Origin of the sequence: Porticoccus sp. W117 (assembly GCF_030341905.1) — a bacterium.
Taxonomy (GTDB): domain Bacteria; phylum Pseudomonadota; class Gammaproteobacteria; order Pseudomonadales; family Porticoccaceae; genus SCSIO-12696.
The window spans coordinates 140,091-162,466 of sequence record NZ_JATAAF010000005.1 but is presented as its reverse complement, the minus strand read 5'-3'; the positions used below and the strand labels follow the sequence as shown (position 1 = coordinate 162,466).

The following is a 22,376-nucleotide window of genomic DNA, read 5'->3' as shown; positions in this document are numbered from 1 at the left end:
ATGCTGAGACCCAATTGTCTGCCACTTACCTTTGCACTTGCGGCGCTGATGGCCGGTTGTGCGCCCAGCGTGCAGAAACCCTTGCCCGCGGAGACCCAGCTGGAACGCATCGCCGCTGAACTGCAAGCACCGCAGACTCCTGAAGAAGTCCCCAGCGCGGTCAGCGACCTGTTGCTCGGCAGTGACAGCACTGCCGTCAGCGCCTCGCAGGAGCGTTTTGATATCGCCGCCAACGACGTGCCTGCCGGGCGATTTTTCCTCAGCCTGATGGACGGCACCGACATCAATATCGTTACCGGCGACAACCTCAAGGGCAGCATCAGCCTGAACCTCAACGACGTCACCATTGAAGACGTGCTGGAAATCTGCCGGGAAATTTATGGCTACGACTATAAAATCAGCGGCAACACCTACCTGATTTCCCCGCGGGAGCTGAGCACCCAGATATTCCATATCAACTATCTGGACATCAAACGGGTGGGCCTGTCAGACACCACTGTTAGCGTCGGTCGCCTGGAAAGCGGCAGCAACAGCGGCAATAACCGCAATGGCGGCAACCGTAACAACGGCGGCGGCCAGGGCGACAGCGGCCTGCTCAGCCTGTTGTTGGCAGACCAGCAAGGTAACAGTCAAGGCGGTGCCAGTGGCAGCAGCCAGGGCGCCCGTATCCAGACACTCACCCGTTCCGATTTTTGGAGCGAACTGAAAGCCTTTATCACCTCTATGGTGGGCGGCGAAGTGGACGGCCGCCAGGTGATGATTTCGCCCCAGGCAGGCATGGTGGTCGTGAAAGCACTGCCCAATGAGCTGCACGATGTGCGCGAATTTCTGGAACGCTCGGAGCTGAGCGTACAGCGCCAGGTACAGCTGGAAGCCAAAATTATCGAGGTGCGCCTCAACGACGATTACAACGCCGGCATCAACTGGAACCAGATTGGCGGCAGCCTCTCTTACAGCTACAACAACAGCCGCACCAACCCGACTACCAGCGCCTTTAACTCGGTGTTCAATATCACCGACATCAACAGCTTTATCGATTTGCTGGGGGAGCAGGGCTCGGTGCAGGTGTTGTCCAGCCCCAAACAATCCACCGTCAACAACCAGAAGGCCGTACTGCGGGTGGGCTCTGACGAATACTTTGTCACCGGTATTTCCAGCGATACCACCACCAGTGCCTCGGCGGTTGTGAACACCCCGGATATCGAAATCACGCCGTTCTTCAGCGGCATAGCGTTGGACGTAACGCCGCAAATTTCAGCTGATGGCGACATTATCATGCACGTTCACCCGGTAATTACCGAAGTTCGCGACCTGGTAAAACCCATACAGCTGGGCGACCAGACCTTTAGCTTCCCCACCGCGTTCCGGGATATTCGCGAATCCGACACCATTGTGCGTGCCAAAAATGGCGAAGTGGTGGTACTGGGCGGCCTGATGCAGGAAGTGGAAGATTACGAGAAACGCCGCTATGCCGGTGCCGGTGATGTACCGGTGATCGGCGGCCTGTTTCGTGGCAAAACCGTCAAGGTGCGCAAATCGGAACTGGTGATTCTGATCAAACCCACCATTATCGACAGGGACACCACCCGCCGCGAAGTACAACGCAGCCGCGACCGCATTCGCGAACTGGGTAACGAGCAACGCAGGTTATTGAGAATTGATTGAGGACTGCCACATGCCGTCATCAAACACACCGTCATTGCGAGGGAGCGTAGCGACCGCGGCAATCTCATCCAGTTTGGCAGTGATTTTCTGGAGATTGCCGCGTCGCCTGCGGCTCCTCGCAATGACGAAGGAACAGAGGCACAGCCATGTATGAACGCTACTTCCAACTGCGCGAAAAGCCGTTCTCGCTGACCCCAGACACCCAGTTCTTTTTTAACCGCCAGAGCCATCGCGGTGTGCTCAACACTCTCACCGTCGCCCTGCAGCAGCGCGAGGGTTTTATCAAGGTCGTTGGCGAGGTGGGCACCGGCAAAACCCTGTTGTGTCGCAAATTGCTCGCGGGTCTGGGCGAAGGGTACCAGGCCGCCTACATTCCCAACCCCTACCTGACTCCAGAGGAACTGCGCTTTTTGCTGGCGGAGGAAATCGGCGCCGATGTCAACGCAGACATGCCAGGCCCGCAGGTACTTTCCAACATTACCCGTCGCCTGGTTGATCTGGCTGCCGATGACAAACAAGTGGTTATGGTGATCGACGAAGCTCAGGCCATGCCCAGGGACACCATTGAAGCACTGCGTCTGCTCAGCAATCTGGAAACGGAAAAGCGCAAGCTGTTGCAAGTGGTGTTGTTTGGCCAGCCAGAACTGGACAGCCTGCTCAACCGCAAAGACCTGCGTCAGCTGAAGCAACGCATTATCTTCTCGGAATACCTGACCCCGTTCGACAAAAAGGGCGTTCGCCACTACATCAACCACCGCCTCACCTCCGCCGGTCATCCGGGGGCCAAATTGTTTACCCGCTCCGCTATCGGCCTGCTCTACCGCGCCTCCGGCGGCGTGCCTCGGCCTATTAATGTGCTGGCCCACAAAGCGATGATTGCCTGCTACGGCCGCGGCGACCGCCGCATCACCAGCTACCACATTGCCCGCGCCATTCAGGACACCCCGGAAAGCAAACGCATTGGCAAACTGCTGGCCCTGCGCTGGCACCTGCTGTGGCCGCTGGTGGGAGCACTGTCGCTGGCGGGGACGTTGGTTTATGCGCAGGGGGGGGCTATTTGATGCTGGTTGCCAGCCGAGTACACCCAGCGCTGACTATAGGGTCGCACGTCGCACGTCGCACGTCGCACGCTAAAACCATCAGTCCAGTGCCACACCAAATCTTCAGACCACTAAATAGCTCATGTAGTTATGTGACGGCTCAACTCCTGCCGAGCAAGCGTGCGACGTGCGACGTCAGACGTGCGACCACCTCCCACAGGGAGGCCACATGAGCTTAGTCAATAATATGTTACGCGATCTGGAAGATCGCCAGGACACCAGTGGACAACCCGCCGGTGTCTCCCCTGCACTAACCCAGCGCAGTGAATCGGCCAGCCGTGGCAGTAAGTTATCGCTCACTATTGGCATCTGCCTGTTTGCCTCGGCGGCTACTCTGCTCTCTTGGCACAACAACTGGTGGCAACAACCGGTGGCAGTCGAAGCTATTGACACTGATCCCATTGCTAAAGTGCCTGCGCCGCAACCAGCTGCCCAGCCAGTACCTGTAACACCGGCAGCACCCATCGAAGTGAAGCCGGAAGCACAGTCTCAACCTGTGGTGGGAGTAGAACCTGAGCCGCAAGTTGCCATAGTGGACACACCTGAAGACATTGTAGAAACCGAATCGCTAGCCGCTGATCCTGAACCACTGGTTGCCGCCGAGCCTGTTGTAGAAACAAAAGTAGAAACAGAACAAGAACCACAACCAACAACAGAGATAGCCGCAAGCTCGGCCACACAGCAACGCCAGGCGGTACAAGAGGAAGCACGAAAATTACTGGCCCAGGGGCAGCTGACCGCTGCCAGCGAACGGCTTGAAGCAATCCGCCCCAGTATTGACCAACACCCAGATCACTACGCTCTGCTGGCGGGCATTTACCACAAACAGGGGCAACCCCAGAAAGCGGTAGAGCTATACGGCCAGCTGGTGGAAATTGAGCGGGACAATGCCATTTACTGGCTGGGTCTGGCGGTGGCGCTGGACGCAATACAGGATCGCAATGCCCTGGGTGCATTCCAGACCACCCGGCAATTAAATAACAACCCAGATGTGGCCGCTTATGTGGAGCGGCGTATTAGCCAGTTAAAAAACCCTGGCTAACGCATTTGAATATAGTGTCATCCCCGCGAAAGCGGGGATCCATTTCGCGAAAGTATTCGAAATGGTGGATTCCCGCCTGCGCGGGAATGACGTGTATTACAGTTAAGAAGGCAAACCAATGACTCAGCCCGCCACTAAACAACAGCGCTTGCGCCTCGGCGATCTGCTGGTGGAAAAACAGCTGATCACCGAGTCCCAGCTGATGGACGCTCTGAAAGCGCAAAAAAGCAGCGGTTTGAAACTGGGCAAGCAGCTGATCGAGTTGGGGCTGGTGCAGGAAAACGACCTGCTGAGCATTCTCTCCCAGCAACTCAACATTCCCTTTATCGACCTGGCCAGTTATCAATTCGACTCTGCAGTGGTCAATCTACTGCCCGAATCCCAGGCCCGCCGCCACCGGGTCGTAGTTCTGGAAGACAAAGGCGACAGCCTGCTTTTGGGCATGGCCGACCCCACAGATATTTTCTGCCTGGACGACCTCGCCAAGGTGCTCAACAAGCCCCTGGAGCCAGCGGTAGTGCGGGAATCGCAACTGCTGGATATTGTCGATGTGGCCTACTGCCAGCAGGCGGAAATTGCCAACCTTGCTGAGCAGCTGCACGAAGAACTGGAAGAATCCGCCGTCGACCTGGCGGACATTGCTACCGACGTCACCGACAGTGATGCGCCGGTGGTGAAAATGCTGCAAAAAATCTTCGAGGATGCGTTGCGCACCAAAGCCTCTGATATCCATATCGAGCCGGACGAAACCGTATTGCGCATTCGCCAGCGTATCGACGGCGTGCTCAGCGAGCAGGTGATGAATGAAAAGAGCATCGCCGGCGCCTTGGTAGTGCGCCTCAAGCTGATGTCGGAACTGGATATTTCCGAAAAGCGCCTACCCCAGGATGGCCGCTTTAACCTCAAAGTCAGTGGCCGCAGTATCGACGTGCGTCTGTCCACCATGCCGGTGCAGTGGGGGGAATCTGTGGTCATGCGGCTGCTGGATCACAGCCAGGGTATTCTCGGCCTGGAAAAAGTCGGCATGCCGCAACGTATGATCAATCGGGTACGCCACTTGCTGCATCGCCCCAACGGTCTGGTGCTGGTCACCGGCCCAACCGGCAGCGGTAAAACCACCACCCTCTATGGCGGTCTTACCGAGCTGAACACGCCGGATCGCAAAATCATCACCGTGGAAGATCCGGTGGAATACCGTCTGCCGCGCATCAGCCAGGTACAGATCAACCACAAAATTGACCTCAGCTTTGCCAAGGTGCTGAAAGCCACCCTGCGGCAAGACCCGGATGTGCTGCTGGTGGGTGAGATACGCGATCGGGAGTCCGCCGAAATCGCCCTGCGCGCCGCCATGACCGGCCACCTGGTGCTGTCTACACTGCACACCAACGACGCCATCACCTCCGCCCTGCGGTTAACAGATATGGGGGTGGATCCCTACCTGGTGTCCGCTGCGCTAAAAGGTGTACTGGCACAACGGCTGGTGCGCAAAGTGTGCGAAAGTTGCGCCGAACCCTACGAGCCCGACGCCAACGAGCTGCAGTTAATAAAAAGCCTCAGCCGCCAGCGTGAATTGGACAACCTCAACCTGCGCAAAGGTCGCGGCTGCGTCCACTGCTTTAACACCGGTTACCGGGGGCGTATCGGGGTATTCGAATTACTGGAAATCGACCGAGATATGGCGGACGCCTTACGGGAAAACGACATCCGCGCCTTTAACCAGGCAGTGCACGACCACCGTTCCTTCCGCCCCCTGAATGTCAGTGCCCTGGGCTACGCCGCCGAAGGCGTCACCACCCTCAGTGAAGTGATGCGGGTATCGGCAGAGGTGGATGACACCGGCCAGGATGACGACGAATGAATGCTCGCCGTCTAATTGGTGGATTACGCTGCGCTAATCCACCCTACGCAAAAACCGCACCCTTCGTAGGGCGGATTAGCCGCAGGCGTAATCCGCCAACAGGGGATACGCCTTGAACACTTTCAAATACAAAGGGCGCGACCGCAACGGCGCCAGCGTTACCGGTCAGCTGCAAGGCGCCAGCGCCGATGCCATCGCCAGCCAGCTGAGTCGCCGAGGTATCACCCCCACGGCCATTGATATGGCCGCCAGCAATCTGGCGCAAAAGGAAATTCAACTGCCCACCTGGCTGCGCAACGAAAAAGTCAGCACCGAAGATCTGATTATGTTTGCCCGCCAGATGTACACCATCACCAAAGCGGGTATTCCTCTGATCGTCAGTATTCGCGGGCTCACCGACACAGTGCACAACCGCCTGCTGAAAGACGCCCTGCACGATATTATCGAACGGCTGGAAACCGGCACAGAACTGTCGGCGGCCATGAGCCAACACCCCAAAGTATTTAACGACCTGATTATCAACCTGGTGAGAGTGGGGGAAGATTCCGGCCGAGTGGATGAAGCCTTTTTGCAACTGAGCGAATACCTGGAACGGGATCAGGAGACAGCCCGCGGTGTAAAGACCGCGCTGCGTTATCCATCATTTGTCATGTTGGCGTTAATCATTGCCATAGCCGTGGTCAACACCATGGTCATCCCAAAATTCGCCGATATGTTTGCCAGCTTCGGAGCCGAGCTGCCCCTGCCCACACGTATCCTGATTGGTATTTCAGACTTTTTTGTCACCTTCTGGCCGTACCTGCTGGTGCTATCCGTGGGAGGATTTCTGTGGGTTCGCCGCTACCTGGCCAGCGAACAAGGCGCTCTGAATTGGGGCATGCGCAAACTCAAACTGCCGGTGGTGGGAGATATTATCAACCGTGCCACCATGTCCCGTTACGCCCGCACTTTTGCCATGATGCTGCGCTCCGGTGTACCACTGCCAAAAGCCCTTGAGTTGTCAGCGCGGGCCCTGGAAAACCCCTACCTGGCCAGCAAAGTGCGTGATATCCGCGCCAGTATCGAACGCGGTGACAATCTCTACCGCACCCACCTGGCCAGCGGCATGTTTACCCCACTGGTGTTGCAAATGATCTCCGTAGGCGAAGCCAGTGGCCAGGTGGACACCTTACTGGGGGAAGTGGCGGAATACTACGAACGGGAAGTGGAATACGACCTGAAAAACCTCAGCGATCGCCTGGAACCCATTGTGCTGGTCATTATGGCGGCCTTTGTCCTGATTTTGGCATTGGGCATCTTCCTGCCCATGTGGGACATGTTCAGTATTCAGCAAAAGTAGCCGATAAAGATACGGGGTAGTAAACAGCGGTTGTTTAAAGGAATAGACAACTTCACAAATCAAGGAGTTACAGTTGCTTTTTCAAGCAAAAGTGGATAAAACCCTGCACAGATCCTGCGGGGATTTATTCAAATAATTTATAACAACGTTCCTTATTGGGAGAACAATTATGAAACGTCAAGCGGGTTTTACCCTGATCGAACTGATCGCGGTAATTGTGATTTTGGGGATTTTGGCGGCCGTGGCTGTGCCGAGATTTATTGACCTCTCCGCTGCCGCAGAGCAGGCAGCTCTGGAAAACGTGGCGGGATCAATCAGCTCCGCAGCTTCCCTTAACTACGCCGCCGAAATTGCTCGCGAGGCAGGCCTCAGCACAACGGCAACTCCACCAGTAGATGTACTCAACTGCCTTGACGCTACCATTGGGCCCTTGCTGCAAGGCGGTTTACCCGGCGGCTATTCATCAGCAGCAGCGAGCAGTGGCACAACTACCACAACCGCCGACGGTGTTCAGTTAACCTGCACGCTGAGCGCCAATGGTTCCAGCGTGGATTACACCATACTGTCAGCCAACGTACCCTAAACACGGCGTAGCATTTGTGTGAATGGCAAAGTTCGCGGCTTTACGTTTACAGAACTGGCGGTCGTTATTGTTGTACTCGGCATTGTGGCCGCCGTTGCTTCCGCACGCTTTTCCAGTACCGCTCTAGCTGAAGTACAAGCAACCCGCGACAATATTGTCGCGGGTTTGTTTTATACACAGCAGATAGCCATTGCCCGTGGCAATAGTTCCACTGTTCAATTTGTAGCAAGTGGCAACAGTGTCTCCGTCGAAGAAGATGGCGCCACTCTGGATGCCAGCAACTACCCACTGACCCTGCCCAGTGGCATCACCCTTACCCCCAGCACCACTCTGGTGTTCGACAAACTGGGGCGTACAACAGCCACCACCTTTACCCTGAGCGATGGTTTCGGCACCAGCGCCACCATTACTGTGGAGGCGACGGGTTATGCGCACTAGGTGTTTAACGTCCAACCGACAAAACGGCTTCACCCTGATTGAAATGGTGGTCTTTCTGGTGGTGATTTCCGTGGGATTGGGCGCGTTGATTGCCGTCTATAACCAGTCGCTGATTAACAGCGTCGACCCGGTAGTGCGGGTCAAAATGCTGGAAATTGCTCAGTCGCAACTGGATGAAATAACGGCACGCAAATACGATGAAAACACCCCCACTGGCGGGGTGCCCGCCTGCGGCAGTGCAGAGCCCGGCGCCCAGGCCTGCAGCTTTGGCCTGGACAGCGGCGAGAACCTGGCCAATGCCGCCAGCCTCGATGATGTGGACGACTTCCACAACTACAGCGCCACGGTATCCGGCTACACCAGTGCCGTTGCTGTCACTCTGGCAGGCCCAGAATTGGGAATTGCCAACGGCAATGCCAAACGCATTACCGTAACCGTCACGGCACCCACTGGTGATGCACTCACCCTGTCCAGCTATCGGGTGAATTTCTGATGGGATGCGAGACGAGAGAGGAGAGACGAGAGACGGGCAGCTCCGCAATTGGTGAGTGCTCACCGTCTCCCATCTCACGTCTAACATCTCACGCCCAACAGGGCTTTACCCTCATCGAACTGATCACCGTCATCGTGCTATTGGCCATTATCGCCTCCATCGGCAGCAGCTTTGTGGTGTCCAGCACCGAGAGTTACCAGCAGGTACAAAGCCGCGCCAAGTTAGTGAACAAAAGCCGTCAGGCCATGGAGCGCATGACCCGCCAGCTGCGTGGCGCGGTGCCCAACAGCATGCAACTGTTTGCCGCCAACACCTGTATCAAATTCCTGCCTATGGCGAGCGGTGGTTTTTATCTGAACCCGGTGCCCGATAACGCCAATGGCGCCGCGGCCAGCAACAGTATTGCCAGCGCCCCCTACCGGGTGGATTTTGGCAGCGCCCGTTACGCGGTCATTGGTGCTCTCATTAACACGGATATTTATGGCGGTGGTGCCAGCGCCACCCTGACAAGCCCGCTTGCGGAAGGCACTTCGCAAGGTGGCGGAGGTATTGCTCTCTCTTCCAACCAGATATGGACACGCAACTCCATCGAGCGACGTTTTTTCCTGGCAGACAACCCTCAGGCGTTTTGCGTGGTAGGCAATGCGCTGCATTTTTTACAAGGCAACAGCTTGGGGTGGACGCCTTCCGGCACCGGCACGTTGATGGCCCAGCAAGTCACCGGCAACTTCGCATTGCAGGCTGGCACCGAATCCCGCAGCACCATTGTGGATATCGACCTCAACTTCACCGAGGGTGGCGAAACCGTCAATCTTCAGCAGCAGGTAACCATTCGCAATGTGCCTTAGTACGGGAGACGGAAGACGAAAGATGAGAGATTGGGTGGGTGTGGTTGCTTTTGCAACCGTTGCCTGCAGGTTGGCTGGCAACGAGCCCCCAAGGACGGGTTTACGGCGTGTTGCAAACGCAACCACGCCAGCCACCATGCGCCAATCTGGTTATCTAATGCCATTGGCGGCATTTATTCTGGTGGCCATGGCGATTATGGCGGCGACGCTGATGCGTACTTCCGGGCAGACCGGCATTTCTGTTGCGCAAGAGGCCATAACTCTGCAAGCGTTTTATGCTGCCGAGAGTGGCGCCCAGTTGGGGATGAGTACGCTTTACTACGACAGTGCCAGTGCGCTGACCCAGGCCGCCATCAACGGCCGCTGCGACGCTATGAATCTGACGCCAACGTTTAATGCCAGCGGTTTATCCAACTGCAACGCTGCTATCAGTTGCACCCGAAGTGCTGGCGGCACAGCCAGCTTTTACACCATTACCAGCGTGGGCAACTGCGGCAGTGGCGAAATAACCGCCCTGCGCACGGTGGAAGTTTCAGCCTTTTTTGAATAAATAGCTTGAGTAATGCAATGACCTGTTCAAGACTGCTTATCGGCTTTTTATTTGCCATCTCTCTATCGGCACTGGCGGCGCCGGGAGACATTCTGTTTCAGGAAGCCTTTAACAGCGAATCCGACCTGAGTGCCGACTGGGTAGAAACCGAGAACCAGGCATTCGCGATCCTGGTAAACAACAATACTGCCCAATCCCCATCCACTTCGGTACGCATTGGTCGCCGTGGCGGCAACATCACGTCCATTGTCGGGCGTATCAATGCCGATGTTCCCGCAGCCACCCTGACTTTCTGGATCCGACGTGGCGCGGATTCCTTCTCTGAAGACCCGGACGGCGGCGAAAACCTGGTGGCGGAATACCGCAACAGCTCGGGTAATTGGATTGCTCTGGAAACCTTTGCAGGTGCTGGTACACCTGGCGAAATTTTTAACCGCTCATTCGATCTACCGAACGACGCCCTGTACAGCAACCTGCAACTGCGCTTTCGCCACGTTGGCGCCAACGCCTGCAGCTGTGACTACTGGCATATTGACGACGTGGTTGTCACTGAAGGCACCGCTCCCGGTTCGCAGACATGCGAAACCTTCCGTGACAACTTCAATACACGCTCCTACAGCAACAACGATGGCTCGGTAAACTGGAGCGGCGATTGGCAGGAACAGGATAGCAGTGGCGGCGGCGCCACTTCAGGACTGATACAAGTCCAAGGCGACAGCTTGCGCCTGCAAGGCAACAACACCATCGCCAATACCTTTGCGGTTCGCGAAGCGGACACCAGCGCATACACTACCGCCACCCTGAACTTCGATTTTCAGGCAATCGGTGGCCTGGAAACGGAAGATGCGGTGCTGATAGAGGTCTCCAGTGATGGCGGTAGTAACTTCACCGAGCTGGAGCGTATCCAGGGTATTAGCGGCTCCGCATCCGGCTCTCGTAACTACAACATCACAAACGCCATTGCCGCCAACACCCAGGTGCGTATCCGCATTGCCCCAGACAATAATACCGACAACTGCTGCTACGGCGGTGGCGGTGAAACCTTTATTGTCGACAATCTGGAAATCGAGGCTTGCAGACCAGCGGCTCTACCGCAGCCAACCCATGAGTGGCGCTTTGATGAAGCCAGCTGGACCAGCACTGCCGGGGTTGTGGATGACAATATTGGCAGTAACAACGGCACTGTCCTGAACGACACCGGAGCCAACAGCAACACCACACTGGCCAGCACCGCTCAGGTAAATCCAGCCATCGCAACCGATGCCAGTGGCAACGGCACCTGTGGCTATGGGGTATTTGACGGCAGCAACGATTACATAGAAGTAAACAATACGATTACCGGCGATTTCACCATCACAGCATGGATCAACACTTCACAAGTCTTTCAGAATACGCAACTGACCTATCTGGGAACCGGGATTATCTGGTCCGATGTGAGCGGGTCTCAGAACGATTTTATCGTGGGGGCAACTCGCCAAGGCAACACTAATCGCCTGTCATTTTTCACCGGCATTCCGGATACCTCCATAAACGGCACCAGCAATATCAATACCGGCGACTGGGTACATATCGCCGTCACCCGGAGGCAAATTGGCGGGCAGATGACCGCTTACGTCAACGGCACCCAGGAGGCACAGGCCAATGGCGGTTCAGGTTTACTAAATGCCAATCCGAGAATCCACATCGGTGGCAATACAGGTGATGATCGATTCTTCAATGGTCTGATCGATGAAGTACGTCTGTACAACACCGTGCTGACGCAAACTCAAATCCAACAGGTGATGACCGAAACCCACAGCTGCCCGGTTTCTGGCCCAGATCACTACAGCATTACCGCCGCCAACGGTGTCGCCTGTGCGCCGATCAGCGTCACCGTTGCCGCCCACGATAGCAGTCATGGCCTGGTAGATGCGCAAGGAGCCTCTGTCACACTGACCACCAGCACCGGCCGTGGCACCTGGTCTGGTACCGGTGTAGTAGACGCCACACCCGGCGACGGCATCGCCACTTTGACGTTTGCCGCTGGCGCCAGTTCTGCCAACGTCAACCTCAGCTATTCTGACATCAATGTTGCCGACAGCACCCCAACCAGCGACACCTTTACCGTAACCGTCAGCGATGGCTCGGTAGACAATGCCCCCCACCGGCCCGACAGCACCGTCAGCCTGGCGGGTTTCCAATTCGGTACCGGCAATTTCAATACCGGCATTCCCAACCAAGTTGCCGGTGTCGCCAGCAGCGGCCTGCGCTTGCGAGCGGTGCGCACCAACCCCGCTGGCAACTGTGTGGCCCTGTATCCTAACGAAACCCGAAATATCGGCTTCGCAGCCACTTATCGAAACCCGACAACTGGCGCCGGCGTTAGCCCCACCATAAACAGCACCGCCATCAACAGCGTCGCCAACGGCTCAGCGCTCACCAGTTACACCAATGTCAGCCTGTCCTTTGACACCAATGCCATCGCCAATATCACCTTTAACTACAACGACGTCGGCCAGCTGCAACTTCACGCCCAAGACAGCAGTGGCGCCAATCTGGCCACGACCAGAGGCAGCAGTGGCGACTTTGTGGTGCGCCCCCATCACTTTGATATAGCCGTGGCCTCCAACCCCGGCACAACCACCAATGGCAATGGCTTTGTGGCAGCGGGTGCGGCCTTTAGCGGCACCGTCACTGCCCGCGCCAATGGCGGTGCACTGACACCCAACTACGGCCGGGAAACCAGCCCGGAAAATGTCAGCCTGGCAATTGATACTCTGGTAATGCCTGTGGGCGGCAGTAGCGCTGGCTTTAGTGGCGGCGGTTTTAGCAGAACCGCCAACGGTACCTTTACCAGCAGCAGCCTGCGCTGGAATGAAGTGGGCACAATTACCCTGGTGGCCGATGTGGCCGACGGCAACTACCTGGGCGCTGGCTCGGCCAGCAGCCCCACTGCATCCGGCAATGTGGGTCGCTTTTATCCCGCAAACTTTGCTCTCAGTTCCGCCAATACCAATAACGGCTGCGGTGGCTTTACTTATATGGGGCAACCGAATATTTCCGTCAGCTACAACCTGGCAGCGCGCAACACAGCAGGCACCACCACAACCAACTACAGCGCCGACAGCGACAGCAATGCCGCCACATTGAACTACCCGGTTGCCACCATTGGCCATCGGGCTTTGCAGGGAGCTACCGACTTATCAAGCCGCCTGAGTATCCCCGACAGCCAGTGGGTAAATGGGGTTTACGCCTTGAGCACCACCTCTGCTGCCATCAACCGCCAGACATCTACAGCCCCCGACGGCCCATACACCAGCGTGCAACTGAGCCTTACCGAAGACGACCCCAATGCGGCAATCTCCGGCAGTAGCGATGTGGGCTCACCCTTGAATATGCGTTTTGGCCGCGCCCATTTGGAAAGCGCCCACGGGCCAGAAAGTACTGCGCTAACTGTGCCATTTGGCACTGAATACTGGGATGGCAATCGCTTTGTAGCCAGTACCACCGACAGTTGCACCACCATCGCCTTCAACCAGATGCAGTTCAATAACAGCGCCGTTACCAACCCCCAGGGCGTGGACTTTATCGGCGGTGCGGGCGCTGATAGCACCGGCATTTTTATCTATAGCCCTATCCCCGCAACTAACGCGTCCACCGCTATCGGCAGCTTTGGGCTCACCTTCTCACCACCAGGCGCCGGCAACACCGGCAGCTTTCCGATCAATATCAATTTGAACAACTACCCCTGGCTGCGCTCCGACTGGAACCAGGATGGTAATTTCAACAACGACACCAACCTGCCGGAATCCACTGTCAGCTTTGGTTCCTACCGGGGCCATGACAGAGTGATTTACTGGCGAGAAAGATTTGATTAATTAGCAAATGACACAGAAAAAGGTGTGGCAACGAATTCAAAATAATCGTCATGCCCGCGAAGGCGGGCACCCATAGACCACCGTACTTTCTGACTTTAGTGCCATATTCTCAATGGATCTCCGCCTGCGCGGAGATGACTTGGGAGTTTATCCCTAACAGCAGTGCGCTTTCGCAGGAATGGCAGGCTTGGGAGTTTTACCGGACAGTAATTTTGGGGTTCTCGCAATCGCAAGGAGCACCTCACTCCGGCGCTACTACATCAAAGCCCAGTTGATAGCGGTCATCCCCGCGCTGGCTTTGGCGATAAAACACGCGCCAGTTGCCATCTTTTGACGGCACATCCACAAACTGGCCAACTTCCAGAGTGCTTTTATCGCCATTGAAGTTCACTACAGCACGGCGATAGGGGTCTATGCTGACCACCGAAACAACATTGTGCCGCGCTCCCACACTGACACTCTCCCCAGCCTTCAGCCACACATCCGCGCCTTTGGCTGCGCCCTGAGCAGCCAGGGCATCGGCGCGCAGTGATTCAATTTGTGCGAGGCTTTTGCGCAGTTCGTCACCCAATTTTTCGCTGCTTTGCTGCTGTTCTTTGAGCAAGGATTTGAGTTCCTTTTCCAGTTGCGAGCGTTCCCCGCTGTCGCTGGTTGAACGCAGCTTCGTCAGTTTGTCTTCAATGCTTTTAAAATTGGTTTGCTGCTCCGCCATCATCGAATCCAGCGTGGGGCCGAAATAGCCGGTGGATTCCATAGCCCCTTGAACGAACATTTCCACCACCGCGCCAAACACCATACCGAATAGCGCGCCGCCCAGGCGCCGCCATCTTCAAGCGCATGGAGGATTTATTGCGCTTCTGCTCGCTGTCTTGATTTGGTTGTTCGGCTGTCTCCAACTCTGTAGTTGATTCTTCTGCCATCGTTTTTCTCCACCCAAAAGAAAGGGCAGCTCAGTGGCTGCCCTTAAAAGTATAGTCAAGTGGTGCTGAAGCGTTACGCCATATCCCCATACGGATTGTTTTTGTCAAACACCACCGGTTGGGCAAAGCCTGGCATCACCATTTTCTCAGAGGTAATTTCAATATCCGCCTCGTTAATAATGCCCTCGCCAAAACGGTAGATGGGCTCTAGCTCGCAGCGGTCAGCCTGCTGTTCATACTCGGCAGCGGCTGTGCGGGTTTGTTCGCGGCGAGCCTCGTATTCCGCCCACTGCTCAGCATGGCGTTTTTGCAACATTTGCTCAGTCACCTGGGGCGACATCACCACGCCGGTGGCGTTGTTGCCGCCAAAGCCCTTGGCGTTGATAAAGGCCACATCCAGATTGCCCGCGCCCACATCCATATCCTGCAATGGGATGGTCAGGTGGTCGTCGTAGACATCGTCTGCCACTTTGTCGGTGGTTTTAACACCGGGAATCAAGCCGTAGCGGAACACACCCAAGGTGCTGATCATCTGGTCGCCGCTGGCGGGCGCCATGGAATGACCCACGTAAGCCTTCACCGCGGCCACCGGCCAATTTTCGATGCCAAAGGCTTCCGCCACTTCGTGGAATATGTGTGATTCAGTCACCCGGTTTTGCGGCGTACTGGAACCGTGGGCCTGGATAAAGCTGCGCTCGCGAATGGATTCCTCACCAAGAATGGCGTTGGCCGCTGCCACCGCCTTGGCCACAGATACGTAGTTGCCCGCTCCTGGGCTGGAAATGGATTTCTTGACGCCGTCGGCGTTAACGAATACATCCGGTACGGCGCCGTGAATATCGGCGCCCAATTCAACCGCCAGAGCGTCGTCCATCAAAATAATGTACTGGGCGGATTCACCAGCGGTAAAGCCGCAGTTATCGCCAAAGGGGCGGCTGGTTTTGCGTGGGTCGGGCTTGTCGGTGCCATCAATTTTCGCCAGCCCTTCTTCGGTGGCCAGGGCGCCCATCATGGTAAAACCTTCCAGCACTTCCGGGTTCATGGGGGATTCGGAGTTGCCCACTACCGCCACCCGACGGCGACCGGCGCGAATATCGTCTACCGCCGAACGCAGGTTGTAGAGGAAGCTAGCGCAGGCTCCAGCCACGGATTCGGTGTGGCCAACGCTACCCAGCACATAGGCATTGAGGAAATCCGCCGGCATGCTGTTCAGCGCCATGGGAATCTGTTTGGAGCTGGGGCGGCCACCTTTAAAGCGGTTGGAGATCACACCACCCCAACCTTCATCGTGCAGTTGCCCCAGAGCGCTACTGGCGTACACGCCGATTTCATCCGGGTGCACCGCGTTACACACGGTATCCCACTCAATACCCATAGAACGCACGGTGTCCGAGGCGCCGTAAATAGCCAGTTGCAGGCCACGGGGCTGGTAGCGGGAGTTGTACAGTTTGGCGGGCTCAAAGCCGGTGGGCAAAATGCCGGCAGACTTCACCGGAATCGCACGGGTGTTCGGTACCAGGCCTTCGGCGGTGCCGCTGATCTCCACCTGCACCTTGCCATCTTCAATATCGGTGACATTCCAATCTTCCGGCAATACCGGCGGCAGGCTGCGGCGCTTGGTGATGAACTTGAGCGCTTCGCCGGTGGCTTCCAGACGCATCAGGTTGTTACAGGGCACGTTGTCCGGGTCAAAGTGGTTGTCTTCGATGCGACGAATCAGGGTGCCGTCCAGCACCTGCTGGCGATACTCCACCGCCACTTCCGCTTCGCTCATGGTGCCGCCTTCGGCGTCCACGTAGTGATCGTTTTCCCAACTCACCAGATTCATCAGGCAGGCCAAGCCGGCGATGGTTTTCTGCTGCTCAGTTTCGCACAGGGAATCCAGCACCGTGCGCTTGTAGCCCTGGTGGAATGAACTGCGGCCCGCGGCGTTGATGCCGCCAAAAGCTACGATTACCGGTAACGCTGTCATAACAAACCCCATAGTCTGATCAGCTGACCATTTTGCCCCCAGCTCAGGTTGAATAAAAGGGCGATTCGGACATATATTGGGACGATCTGGACATATATTGGGTTTGCCTGACCATATCGAGAGCTTATGCCTGCCAAAGAGCCATTTAAAGTCGCCGTTTTGCTGTTCGACAATTCCCTGGCCACCAGCGCCACCATGCCCATGGAGATGCTGCGCACCGCCCAGGCTGCGGCCCAGCAGCTCACCCACAACGCCCGCCCCATTGAATTGCGTTGCCTGAGTGTAGAGGGCAAGGCAGCGCGCTCCGCCGCCGGATTTACCCTGCAGGCGGATGGCCCACTGGATGATCAGCCGTACAATCTGGTGCACATACCCGGTCTGTGGCGCAACCCCCGCCCGGCACTGCGCAAATACGCCGCCGCCCTGCCCTGGTTGCGCACTCAGGTAGAGCGCGGCGCGCTGGTGTCGGCGGTGGGTACCGGAGTGTGTTTTCTGGCGGAAGCCGGGTTGCTGGACGACAAACCCGCCACCACCCACTGGCATTACTTTGATCGCTTTCAGCAGGATTACCCGGCGGTGCAGCTAAAACGCCAGTACTTCATTACCCAGGCGGGCAACCTGTACTGTGCCGCCAGTGTCAATGCGCTGGGGGAGTTGACGGTTCATATGATTCACCGCCTCTATGGCAGTGAAGTGGCCACCCATGTGGCGCGTCATTTCTTCCACGAAATCCGCAACCTCAATGAACCGGTTGGCTACCTGGCAGGCCAGGTGGAATACCATCCAGACGAACAGGTGGCTCAGGCGCAAATCTGGCTGCAGGACAATTTCGGCCGCAGCGTGCGCATGGCTGAGTTGGCGGGGCAGTTGGGCATGAGCGTGCGCACTTTCAACCGCCGCTTTAAAGCTGCGCTGGGGAAAACCCCACTGGCCTACCTGCAGGAAATCCGCCTGGAAAACGCCCGCGAGCTGCTGCAAAAAGCCAACCTGTCGGTGGCAGAAGTAGCCGCCAGGGTGGGCTATCAAGACACCGGCGCCTTCAGCAAACTGTTCACCGCCCACTACCACACCTCCCCCTCCCGCTACCGGGAAGTAGTACGGGCGAAATTGTTCAGGCCGGAGAAGACCTTGAAATACTGAACGCTGCGGGCTTCGGGCTACGAGCAGGTCGAGCGAGATTTTGTTTTTCTGTAGGTCGGCCTTCTTTGAGATAGAGAGTAGCCCGACAACATACTACCAACCTATACGCTTTACTTGTCGGCCTGAAGGCCGACCTACAGGGTGCTGCACAATAAATGCGCTCGATCTGCCCGTAGCTCGCGGCCCGCCGCTTTGTTATTTACATTTTTATTTCAAAAATGTGACACCCCGCCCACTTATCAATATACTCGCGCACAACCTAAGGAGCCTGTTATGACCAACCCCTTTGCCAGCCTGTTCGGCAAATCGCCGATCAAGCCCTTGCAGGAACACATGACTGCAGTGGTGGATTGCGCCCAGTATCTGGCCGCCTTTTTCGATGCTGCCATCGCCAATGACTGGAAAGCTGCCGCCAACCTGCACGAAGAGATCGGCAACGCCGAACACCGTGCCGACGAACTGAAAAAGCAATTGCGCCTGCATTTGCCGAAAAGCCTGTTTATGCCCATGTCTCGTTCCGACCTGCTGGAATTGCTGTCGGTGCAAGACAGAGTGGCCAACGCCGCCAAAGACATTTCCGGCATTATGTTGGGCCGCCAGATGACCATTCCCGAGCCGTTGCAAGGGAAAACCAAAGAACTTGTGGCCGCTGCCATCGCCGTGGCCGCGCAGGCTCTGAAAGCCATCAAAGAACTGGATGAGCTACTGGAAACCGGCTTTAGTGGTGGCGAAATCGACATTATCGAGCAGATGATCGAACGCCTGGACGAGCTGGAAGACACCACCGACGGACTGGAACGGGAGCTGCGCCACAAGCTGTTCGTTCTGGAAAGCGAATTGCCACCGGTGGAGGTGATGTTCCTCTACCAAATCATCGGCGGCATTGGCGCCATGGCTGACCAGGCCGAGCGCGTCGGCGGCCGCCTGCAATTGCTACTTGCCCGCTAACACCCACCTGATCAACAGAATAAACAAGGGGTTTCGCTGTGGAAATTCTTACTGAATACAATACGATTTTGTTGGTTTTGGTGTGCGCCTTCGGCTTTTTTATGGCCTGGGGCGTGGGCGCCAACGACGTGGCCAACGCCATGGGGACCTCGGTGGGTTCCAAAGCGCTGACCATCAAGCAGGCGATTATTATCGCCATGATCTTCGAATTCGCCGGCGCTTATCTGGCCGGTGGCGAAGTCACCAAAACCATCCGCAAAGGCTTGATCGATGCCGACGTGCTGGCGGGTAGTCCGGAGCTGCTGGTGTTCGGCATGATGTCAGCATTGCTGGCTGCCGGCACCTGGCTGCTGGTGGCCACCATGCGCGGCTGGCCGGTATCCACCACCCACTCCATTATCGGCGCCATTGTTGGTTTTGCCGCTGTGGGCATCTCTGTAGACGCGGTGAAATGGGGTAAGGTGGGCAGCGTAGTGGCAAGCTGGGTAGTGGCCCCAGTACTGGCGGGCACCATCTCCTTTATTCTGTTCCGCAGCGTGCAAAAGCTGATTCTTACCCAGGAAAACCCCTTCGCTCGCGCCAAGAAATACATCCCCATCTACATGTTTGGCGTCGGCTTTTTGATGGCCATGGTGACCATCCTTAAAGGTCTCAAGCACGTATTCAAAAGCGAGGGCATCAGCTTCAGCTTTGGCGAAGCCGCCCTGTTGGCGACTGGTGTCGGCATTATCGTTGCCATTATCGGCAAGTTGCTGCTCAACCGGGTACACCGTGACGAACCGGCAGAGAAGGAAAACCGCTTTGCCAGCGTAGAAAAAGTATTCGCGGTGCTGATGATCTTTACCGCCTGCGCCATGGCCTTTGCCCACGGTTCCAACGACGTGGCCAACGCCGTGGGCCCATTGGCAGCGGTAGTTTCGGTATTGAACAGCGGCGTGGTGGAAGCCAAAGCCGTTATGCCGCCGTGGATTTTGCTGCTGGGCGCCAGCGGCATCGTGGTGGGCCTGGCCACTCTGGGCTTTAAGGTGATGGCCACCATCGGCAAGAAGATTACCGAACTTACCCCCAGCCGTGGTTTTGCCGCCGAACTGGGCGCTGCGGGTACGGTGGTAGTAGCCTCCGGCACCGGCTTGCCAGTATCCACCACTCAGGTTCTGGTGGGCGCGGTATTGGGCGTCGGTCTGGCGCGAGGCATTGGCGCCCTCAACCTGCGCGCCATCGGTACCATCTTTATGTCCTGGATTGTTACCTTGCCAGCCGGTGCTGGCCTGGCGATTCTGTTCTTCTTCCTGTTTAAGGGGATATTTTCTTAACCAATACCCGTCGTTCCCGCGTAGGCGGGAACCCAGATGGATCCCCGCCTACGCGGGGATGACGACTTTTGAGTCCTTCGCTATGCTCAAGATGACAACAGGACTTCCATCATGCCCCCACTTCCCTGCTCCATCCACGATCATCTGGAATTGGCCTGCATCGCCGCGGCGGAGTTGCGAATCGAACTGCGTGACGGCAGCGCAATAACCGCCACGCCCATCACCACCGAAACCCGCAGCAACAAGACCGAGTGGCTGAAGTGCAAAAACGGGGAAGAGGTACCTCTGGATCAGATCAAAGCCTTTGAACCCACCGCACAAACCTCATTGTTTGCACGAGTAGAAGCACCCTGAAAAGATAACGGATCAGGAGCCTTCGGCACCGGTCTGCGGCGGACAGGGTATTTGCTCCATGTGCTCGATCACTACCGGTTCCACTGGCACGTCTCGCATACCCAATGGATGGCTATCGGTTTCTACCACGGCAATGGCGTCTACCACCTCCATACCAGATATCACCTCGCCAAAAACCGTGTAACCCCAACCATCTTCGGTGCCCTTGTGATCCAGATAGGTGTTGTCCACCAGGTTGATAAAAAACTGTGCGTTGGCGGAATGGGGGTCGCGCTTGCGCGCCATGGCCAGAGTGCCGCGTTTATTGGACAGCCCATTGTCGGACTCATTGGCGATATTAGGCCGAGGTTGTTTCAGGCTCATATCCGGGTTGTGGCCGCCGCCCTGAATCATAAAGTCGCTGATCACCCGGTGAAAAAGCGTGTTGTTGTAGTGCCCGGCGTTGACGTAGTCGAGCACATTTTGCGCTGACAGCGGCGCTTTCTCCGCGTTTATCAGCAAGCCAATATCACCACTGCTGGTAGCCATGGTCAGGCAAAAATTGTTGCCACCGTGTTCCACCAGAGGTTTGTGCTCAGCGGTACAGGCCGACAGCACCAGTGCGGCGGCTACCGGTATCAAGAGTTTCATTTATGGCTTACCCTGTTGCGAGGTTTCTGATGACCGCACTCGATACTCATCCCGATCAGGGGCTTCGTTGTAAACCCCCTCATCCAGCATGCCGTTACGCTTGGCGACGATGGTACTCACCGCACAGTCGCCACCAATATTGACGCAGGTGCGCATCATATCCAGCAGCCGGTCCACCCCCAGAATCATGCCGATGGCTTCCGCGGGCAGTTCCAGTTGTTGCAGCACAATGGCAAGCATAATCAGCCCTGCCGAGGGCACAGCAGCGGTGCCCACTGAGGCCAGTGTGGCGGTAATAATCACCGTCAGGTAAGCGGCAAAACTCAGCTCCACGCCGTACACCTGGGCGATAAACACCGTCGCCACCCCTTGCATAATGGCGGTGCCATCCATATTGATGGTGGCGCCCAGGGGAATGGTGAACGACGCCACCCGGTTATCCACACCCAAGCGTCGTTTTACAACGCTCATGGTCACCGGCATTGTGGCAGCGCTGGAGGACGTACTGAAGGCGGTGATCATGGCAGGGCGCACGTTCTTGATAAAAGTCAGCACATTGAGCCCGGTAAACACTTTTAGCAGCCCTGGGTAGGCGATGCAGAAATGCAGCACCAGCGCCAGAGACACCGCCACCACGTACAGCCCCACTTTGACGAATTCCGACCAGCCAAACAGGCTGAACTGCTTGGCCAGCAAGGCGAACACCCCGTAGGGTGCCAGGTGGATGATGATGGTGATCATTTTTAGCACCACCTCATTGATGTCCTGAAACACCTGCAACACTCGCTCACCCGTGGCACCAACCATGGGCATGGCCACACCCAGCAAAATACAGAACACGATCACCTGCAGCATTTTGCCATCGGCCATGGCCTGCACCGGATTGGTGGGGAACATGCCGACAATCACCTCTTTCAGGCTGGGAGCATTCTTGGTTTCCCAAGCCTCAAAGCCGCTGCGATCCACCCCCAGCCCGGGGTTAATAATGTTGGCCACCAACAAGGCAATGGCCACAGCAATCGCGGTGGTGATCAAATACAGGCCCAGCGTGCCACCGGCCAATTTCCCCATACGGGCGCTGGCGCCCATGGCGGCGGCACCACAGGTAAGAGAAAAGAACACCACCGGGATCACTGCCATTTTCAGGCAAGCAATAAAAATGGTTCCCGCCGGGTCGAACACCCCATCCACCAGCCAGAATTCCCCGGCACTTTCTATCCACCCGGCGCTGACCGCAGCGTTAATGGCGACGCCGACAACCATGCCCGCAATCATGCCGATAAAAATTCGCGTGGTGAGTTTCATGGGGTTACCTTTATTGTTGTA

At 56.7% G+C, this 22,376-nt stretch carries 19 protein-coding genes; 15 read left to right on the top strand and 4 right to left on the bottom strand.

Annotated features, from left to right (window positions below):
• The 11 genes from QSV34_RS05960 (at position 1) to QSV34_RS05910 (ending at position 13,773) form a co-directional block, all read left to right on the top strand.
• The gene (locus tag QSV34_RS05960) at positions 1-1,665 is read left to right on the top strand and encodes a secretin GspD/PilQ domain-containing protein (RefSeq protein ID WP_289152833.1); all 1,665 of its coding nucleotides are present in this window, start codon (positions 1-3) and stop codon (positions 1,663-1,665) included.
• Positions 1,666-1,811: 146 nt separating this feature from the next.
• Positions 1,812-2,726 carry an ExeA family protein gene (locus tag QSV34_RS05955; protein ID WP_289152831.1) on the top strand — a complete coding sequence of 305 codons (915 nt, stop codon included), beginning with the start codon at positions 1,812-1,814 and terminating at the stop codon, positions 2,724-2,726.
• Positions 2,727-2,934: 208 nt separating this feature from the next.
• Positions 2,935-3,807, top strand: coding sequence for a tetratricopeptide repeat protein (locus tag QSV34_RS05950; RefSeq protein WP_289152829.1), 873 nt, complete (start codon positions 2,935-2,937; stop codon positions 3,805-3,807).
• Positions 3,808-3,925: 118 nt separating this feature from the next.
• Entirely contained in the window at positions 3,926-5,665 is a 1,740-nt protein-coding gene (locus tag QSV34_RS05945; RefSeq protein ID WP_289152828.1) for a GspE/PulE family protein, read from the top strand.
• A gap of 112 nt (positions 5,666-5,777) precedes the next feature.
• Positions 5,778-7,004: a type II secretion system F family protein gene (locus tag QSV34_RS05940; RefSeq protein ID WP_289152827.1), complete on the top strand. Its 1,227-nt coding sequence runs from the start codon at positions 5,778-5,780 to the stop codon at positions 7,002-7,004.
• A gap of 169 nt (positions 7,005-7,173) precedes the next feature.
• Positions 7,174-7,587, top strand: a complete 414-nt coding sequence (locus QSV34_RS05935; protein ID WP_289152826.1) for a type II secretion system protein — start codon at positions 7,174-7,176, stop codon at positions 7,585-7,587.
• Between the two features lie 18 nt (positions 7,588-7,605).
• Entirely contained in the window at positions 7,606-8,025 is a 420-nt protein-coding gene (locus tag QSV34_RS05930; protein ID WP_289152825.1) for a type II secretion system protein, read from the top strand.
• Positions 8,015-8,518, top strand: a complete 504-nt coding sequence (locus tag QSV34_RS05925) for a prepilin-type N-terminal cleavage/methylation domain-containing protein (RefSeq protein WP_289152824.1) — start codon at positions 8,015-8,017, stop codon at positions 8,516-8,518. The genes QSV34_RS05930 and QSV34_RS05925 overlap by 11 nt, the downstream gene beginning before the upstream one ends.
• The gene (locus tag QSV34_RS05920; protein ID WP_353738354.1) at positions 8,518-9,366 is read left to right on the top strand and encodes a PulJ/GspJ family protein; all 849 of its coding nucleotides are present in this window, start codon (positions 8,518-8,520) and stop codon (positions 9,364-9,366) included. Before QSV34_RS05925 ends, QSV34_RS05920 begins: the two co-directional genes overlap by 1 nt.
• A gap of 136 nt (positions 9,367-9,502) precedes the next feature.
• Positions 9,503-9,916, top strand: a complete 414-nt coding sequence (locus QSV34_RS05915) for an MSHA biogenesis protein MshP (RefSeq protein WP_289152820.1) — start codon at positions 9,503-9,505, stop codon at positions 9,914-9,916.
• A 17-nt stretch (positions 9,917-9,933) separates the two neighbouring features.
• Positions 9,934-13,773 (top strand): LamG domain-containing protein, encoded by a 3,840-nt coding sequence (locus QSV34_RS05910; RefSeq protein ID WP_289152818.1) that lies wholly within the window; start codon positions 9,934-9,936, stop codon positions 13,771-13,773.
• A 241-nt stretch (positions 13,774-14,014) separates the two neighbouring features.
• Here the strand turns inward: QSV34_RS05910 and QSV34_RS05905 are convergent, their stop codons facing one another.
• Positions 14,015-14,545 carry an OmpH family outer membrane protein gene (locus QSV34_RS05905; RefSeq protein WP_289152816.1) on the bottom strand — a complete coding sequence of 177 codons (531 nt, stop codon included), beginning with the start codon at positions 14,543-14,545 and terminating at the stop codon, positions 14,015-14,017.
• A 221-nt stretch (positions 14,546-14,766) separates the two neighbouring features.
• Positions 14,767-16,665, bottom strand: coding sequence for a beta-ketoacyl synthase (locus QSV34_RS05900; RefSeq protein ID WP_289152814.1), 1,899 nt, complete (start codon positions 16,663-16,665; stop codon positions 14,767-14,769).
• 126 nt (positions 16,666-16,791) lie between these two features.
• Between QSV34_RS05900 and QSV34_RS05895 the strand changes: the two genes are divergently transcribed.
• The 4 genes from QSV34_RS05895 (at position 16,792) to QSV34_RS05880 (ending at position 20,420) form a co-directional block, all read left to right on the top strand.
• Positions 16,792-17,805: a GlxA family transcriptional regulator gene (locus tag QSV34_RS05895; RefSeq protein WP_289152812.1), complete on the top strand. Its 1,014-nt coding sequence runs from the start codon at positions 16,792-16,794 to the stop codon at positions 17,803-17,805.
• 273 nt (positions 17,806-18,078) lie between these two features.
• Positions 18,079-18,753, top strand: coding sequence for a TIGR00153 family protein (locus QSV34_RS05890; RefSeq protein ID WP_289152810.1), 675 nt, complete (start codon positions 18,079-18,081; stop codon positions 18,751-18,753).
• Between the two features lie 38 nt (positions 18,754-18,791).
• On the top strand, positions 18,792-20,066 hold the full coding sequence (locus QSV34_RS05885) for an inorganic phosphate transporter (protein WP_289152808.1): 1,275 nt from the start codon (positions 18,792-18,794) through the stop codon (positions 20,064-20,066).
• 111 nt (positions 20,067-20,177) lie between these two features.
• Positions 20,178-20,420, top strand: coding sequence for a Rho-binding antiterminator (locus QSV34_RS05880; RefSeq protein ID WP_289152806.1), 243 nt, complete (start codon positions 20,178-20,180; stop codon positions 20,418-20,420).
• Between the two features lie 12 nt (positions 20,421-20,432).
• Here the strand turns inward: QSV34_RS05880 and QSV34_RS05875 are convergent, their stop codons facing one another.
• Together QSV34_RS05875 and QSV34_RS05870 are read right to left on the bottom strand one after the other, a co-directional pair.
• A complete protein-coding gene (locus tag QSV34_RS05875) occupies positions 20,433-20,948 on the bottom strand; it encodes a peptidylprolyl isomerase (RefSeq protein ID WP_289152876.1) in 516 nt (171 codons plus the stop codon).
• Positions 20,949-21,050: 102 nt separating this feature from the next.
• Positions 21,051-22,355 carry a dicarboxylate/amino acid:cation symporter gene (locus tag QSV34_RS05870; RefSeq protein ID WP_289152804.1) on the bottom strand — a complete coding sequence of 435 codons (1,305 nt, stop codon included), beginning with the start codon at positions 22,353-22,355 and terminating at the stop codon, positions 21,051-21,053.
• Positions 22,356-22,376 lie beyond the last annotated feature (21 nt).